At 49.7% G+C, this 4,945-nt stretch carries 2 protein-coding genes and 1 pseudogene; all 3 read left to right on the top strand.

Annotated features, from left to right (window positions below; all coding sequences use genetic code 11):
• Window positions 1-112: 112 nt before the first annotated feature.
• Window positions 113-1,822, top strand: a pseudogene (locus ACOCD2_RS12250) (DNA methyltransferase); the annotation flags it as partial.
• A 21-nt stretch (window positions 1,823-1,843) separates the two neighbouring features.
• Window positions 1,844-2,848: an AAA family ATPase gene (locus ACOCD2_RS12245; RefSeq protein WP_293714910.1), complete on the top strand. Its 1,005-nt coding sequence runs from the start codon at window positions 1,844-1,846 to the stop codon at window positions 2,846-2,848.
• A 171-nt stretch (window positions 2,849-3,019) separates the two neighbouring features.
• On the top strand, window positions 3,020-4,945 hold a 1,926-nt coding region (locus ACOCD2_RS12240; RefSeq protein WP_419625710.1), incomplete at its 3' end, for a S8 family peptidase.

Raw genomic sequence — 4,945 nt, 5'->3', positions numbered from 1 at the left:
TATTGCCGCATCTCCAGTTACCTGCAGACCATGGCAAATCAGGGATACAATCCGCTGGTCGCCATTCAAATGGCCTTTTCGGGACAGCTCTATGCTGATAGGGGTGAGTAGTTACGTCCAGACCACGGAAAAAGTTATTCAGCGCTGTATCCTCATGGCAACTGATCCCGGCGACTTGGTTCTCGACCCCACCTGCGGCTCTGGTACTACCGCCTATGTTGCTGAACAATGGGGCCGCCGCTGGATTACCATCGACACATCCCGTGTTGCTCTGGCATTGGCCCGCGCCCGCATCATGGGTGCCCGCTATCCATTCTACCTGCTGACCGACAGCCCCGAAGGTCAGCAGAAGGAAGCCGAAATCACCCGCACAACCCCTTCGCAGTCCCCAACCCATGGTGATATCCGCCAGGGCTTCGTTTACCAGCGCGTACCCCATATCACCCTGAAATCCATCGCCAACAACGCCGAGATCGATGTGATCTGGGAGCAGTTTCAGGAAAAACTGGAATCGTTGCGTGAACAGCTCACTCAGGCGATTACCGCCATCGACCCAGACTGGCTAGAAAATTGGCGCACGAAGCAAAATTACACAATGGAAGTACCTGATACAATCCAGGAATGGGAAGTCCCCCGTGAGCCGGGTTTCCCCTGGCCGGAAAAGGCAACCAGGGCTTGGGAGAAGCTGCAGCTTGCCGATACCGAACGTAAGAAGCTGACTCAGCTCAAGACCATCAACAATGAACTGGTGCGTAATTATCGACTGGAAGACCTGCCCGATAAACCCTATGACCTATGGGAAGATGAGCAAGCCATCGAGCTGCATCGTCAGTTCTGGGAACAGCGCATTGCCCGGCAAAAAGAGATCGATGCCTCTATAGCTGCCAGGGCAGATTTTGAATACCTCTATGACAAGCCCTATGAAGACAAGAACCGGGTGCGCGTAGCCGGCCCCTTCACCGTCGAGAGCCTGTCTCCCCACCGTGTTTTGGTCGTGGATGAAAATGATGAACTCGTCGAAGGCATCGAGGATGCACAGGGCAAGTATGGCGAGGAGCAGGGTTTCGTCCAGATGATCATGGATAATCTGCGTACTGCAGGTGTTCAACAGGCCCACAAGGAAGACAAGATCGTATTTACCTCTCTGACCCCCTGGCCGGGTGAACTCATCTGCGCTGAGGGACGCTATGAAGATGAAGAGGGCCAGAAACGCGCTGCTATCTTCATCGGCCCTGAATTTGGTACCGTCTCCCGCCCCGATCTGGTGCAAGCCGCCCGGGAAGCCGGTGATGCTGATTTCGACGTGTTGATTACCTGTGCCTTCAACTACGATGCCCACTCAACCGATTTCAACAACCTTGGCCGCATCCCTGTCCTCAAGGCACGCATGAACGCCGACCTCCACATGGCCGACGATCTCAAGAACACAGGAAAGGGCAACCTGTTCGTCATCTTCGGTGAACCGGATATCGACATTCTCGATACCGAAGACGGCAAGATCCAGGTCAAAGTCAACGGTGTCGACGTCTTCCACCCCAATACAGGCGAAGTCCGATCTGACGGCGCCGAAGGCATCGCCTGCTGGTTTATCGACACCGACTACAACGAAGAAAGCTTCTTCGTCCGCCATGCCTACTTCCTCGGTGCGAACGACCCCTACAAAGCGCTCAAAACCACCCTCAAAGCCGAGATCAATGTCGATGCCTGGTCGACGCTAAACAGTGATACCTCCCGGCCTTTCCCTAAGCCAAAATCAGGGCGCATAGCGGTAAAAGTCATCAATCACCTTGGGGATGAGGTGATGAAGGTGTTTAAGGTATGATGGTGATCGGAGGAAAAGATCATGGCTAGCGCTAACCAATTGAAAGCATTACTAAAGTCTCATGCCGATGGGGATGATGAGCGGTTTTATTCCATTGCTATGCAACTTGCTGCCCATGAAGCAAAAATCGGTCATGGTAAATTAGCTGAAGAGTTGCGGGATATGATCGATCGGGCGAAAGAACGTCGCGGCCTTCCTCAAAAAAATGCGGGTAAAGCGGTTCCCATTGGACGCCCAAGAGGAGAGCTAGCCGGTTTGCTTACTGTTTCATATCCAAAGAACCGGATGACAGAAATGGTGTTGAATAGTTCTCTTGATTGCCAACTTAAGCGAATTATTCGGGAACAGCGTCAAGCATCCCAAATTCTAGAGCATGGTTTGTCACCTAGGCGTAAATTGCTTCTGATGGGGCCACCAGGAACTGGTAAGACGATGACGGCTGCTGTTTTGGCAGGGGAGCTTGGACTGCCGTTGTTTCAGGTTCGGTTGGATGGTTTGATTACCAAGTACATGGGTGAAACTGCTGCCAAGTTAAGGCAGGTTTTTAATGCTACTGATAGAACGCGCGGGGTTTATTTTTTTGATGAGTTTGATGCCATTGGCTCACAGCGAGGGCTAACAAATGATGTGGGTGAAGTCCGACGGATTCTCAATAGTTTTCTGCAAATGATAGAGCAGGATGATTCACACAGCCTCATTGTAGCTGCGACCAATCACCCTGAGGTCTTGGATCATGCTTTGTTTCGTCGGTTTGATGATATTCTGCATTATGAGTTGCCCGATGAGTTACATATTGCTGGACTATTAAAGTCCAGATTGGGTCAAAAATCCGCAAAAGGTGTTTCCTGGAAACGATTGGCGAGAAAGGCAAAGGGACTCAGTTACGCAGAGATTGTACGAGCGTGTGATGAGGCCATGAAAGAAGCAATTATGGAAAAGATGAAAAGCATACGTGAAGGGGCTATCAGGATTGCAATTGAAGAGCGCATTCGTATGGCAGATCGATTCCAGAAGAATGCGCAATAGTCACGGAAGTCGTTAGTTATGGCGGAGAATGGAAATAAGCCACATTTTATCCTGGAGCATACGTCCGCTCCAGAACCTTTTAGGCCCCCCGGCGGGGGTGGAGGTGGAAGTGGAATACCCCGTCGCAATCGACATCAACATGGTGGTGAGTTACTGAGTCAGCTGGATTCTTTGAAACCAGAAATCTCCCAGGCCAGAGCTAGACAGGAAGATGCTGGTATGGAAGATGGGTTTGGTCTTCAAGTAGAGTTTGAAAGCTTTCCTGAAATAGAATTGGCTTTTGAGTCATTAGCGAAAGAGCGCTCAGGAATAGATCTACTCAATGTCCGTCACGAACAAGAACGGACTATGGCTACCATTTTCGTTCCAGATGGAAAACTGCATATATTAGAAAACCAGGTAATGGCATATCTGGATAAAGAAAAGGATACTGACAAAGGAGTGCCAAGAAATCAAAAATTACTCGATGCCATCAGAAATATCCGAATTGCCAGTCTGAAAGCGTTGTGGACGGATGACCCTGGAGTGTTTCCTGAGGAGGAGGATGAGCCGCTTTGGTGGGAAGTGTGGCTACCTGTCAGGGGTAGCCGTTTTGAGGAAGTGTATAGTTTTAAGAAATTGGCGGAGAACTTGGGGTTTCGAACTGCCAAGGGACAAATCGAGTTTCCTGAGCGAACTGTATTACTGTTGTACGGTACTGTTAGACAGATGCAGCATTCTGTATTGGTCTTGAACAGTATTGCTGAGTTGCGCCGCGCAAAGGAAACCGCAGATTTTTTTGATTCGATTCCGCCGGATGAACAACCAGAATGGGTCGATGAGCTTTTACAGCGATTGAGCGTACCTTCAACGAATGAACCGGTACCTTATGTCTGCATATTAGATACTGGAGTGAATCGCGGTCATCCTCTATTGGAAGATGCATTGGCAGTACCAGATCTTCATACTGTGGAACCAGGATGGGGAACAAACGATTCTCATGGCCATGGTACAGAGATGGCTGGGTTGGCTTTGTTGGGAAACCTGACTCCTCTGCTGGATTCAGATGGTGCTGTTTCTGTTTCTCACCGTCTGGAATCATCTAAACTGCTTGATGGAAATAATAACAATAACGGGGATCCCGACTACCATGGTTATTTGACGATGCAAGCAGTCAATCGACCGGAAATACCCGCACCAAATCGCCAGCGTATTTTTAGTATGGCGGTTACGGCCAGAGATGCCAGAGATAGAGGGCGACCTTCCGCATGGTCTGCAACAATCGATCGGCTTGCGGTAGACTATGAAAATCAGAGGGAGACGCCTCGATTATTTGTAGTATCAGCGGGCAATGTCGATGATCCCAATGCCTGGGAACACTACCCTGATAGCAACAGCACTGATGGCATTCACGATCCTGGACAAGCGTGGAATGTGCTCACGATAGGTGCGAGTACCGAGTTGGTTCACATTACTGAGCCAGATACAGATGGCTATCAGCCCATTGCACGAGTTGGTGAGCTAAGCCCTTTTAGTACAACATCTCAGACATGGCAGCCCCATTGGCCGCTTAAGCCAGATATCGTTTTTGAAGGGGGGAATGTGGCCAAGGATGATGTGGGAGCCGCTTGGATGCCGAGCCTTAGCTTGCTGACCACTAATGCTGAAATCGAGAATCGATTATTTACAACCACCAATGCGACAAGCGCGGCAACTGCCTTGGCATCTCAAATGGCTGCGCAGCTTATGATGGAATATCCAGGGCTACGAGTAGAAACTATTCGTGGGTTGATGGTTCATTCTGCTGAATGGACATCAGCAATGAGGAGACAGTTCCTTTCCAATCCCTCAAATCCAAACAAGACAGAGGTTGCAAATCTGGTACGCCATTGCGGATTTGGGCAACCTGATTTAGCACGGGCTTTATGGAGTGTAGAGAATTCCTTAACCTTGATTTGTGAGGATAGTCTGCACCCTTTTAAAAGAGAGGGAAGTAACACACCTACCTTAAGAGATATGAATCTGCACAAGTTGCCTTGGCCTTTGGATGAGCTGGAAGCGCTAGGTGACACAAGAGTCGAAATGCGGGTGACACTTTCATATTTTATAGAGCCTAGC

It is taken from the genome of Thiolapillus sp. (assembly GCF_048562965.1).
GTDB classification, from domain to species: Bacteria; Pseudomonadota; Gammaproteobacteria; order Chromatiales; family Chromatiaceae; genus Thiolapillus; species Thiolapillus brandeum_A.
Note: the sequence above shows the minus strand (reverse complement) of the source record. Positions and strands in the feature narration are given on the sequence as shown.

Coding starts and splice junctions, on each gene's coding strand:
- ACOCD2_RS12245 (WP_293714910.1), top strand. CDS start 1,844: ATGGCTAGCGCTAACCAATTGAAAGCATTACTAAAGTCTCATGCCGAT.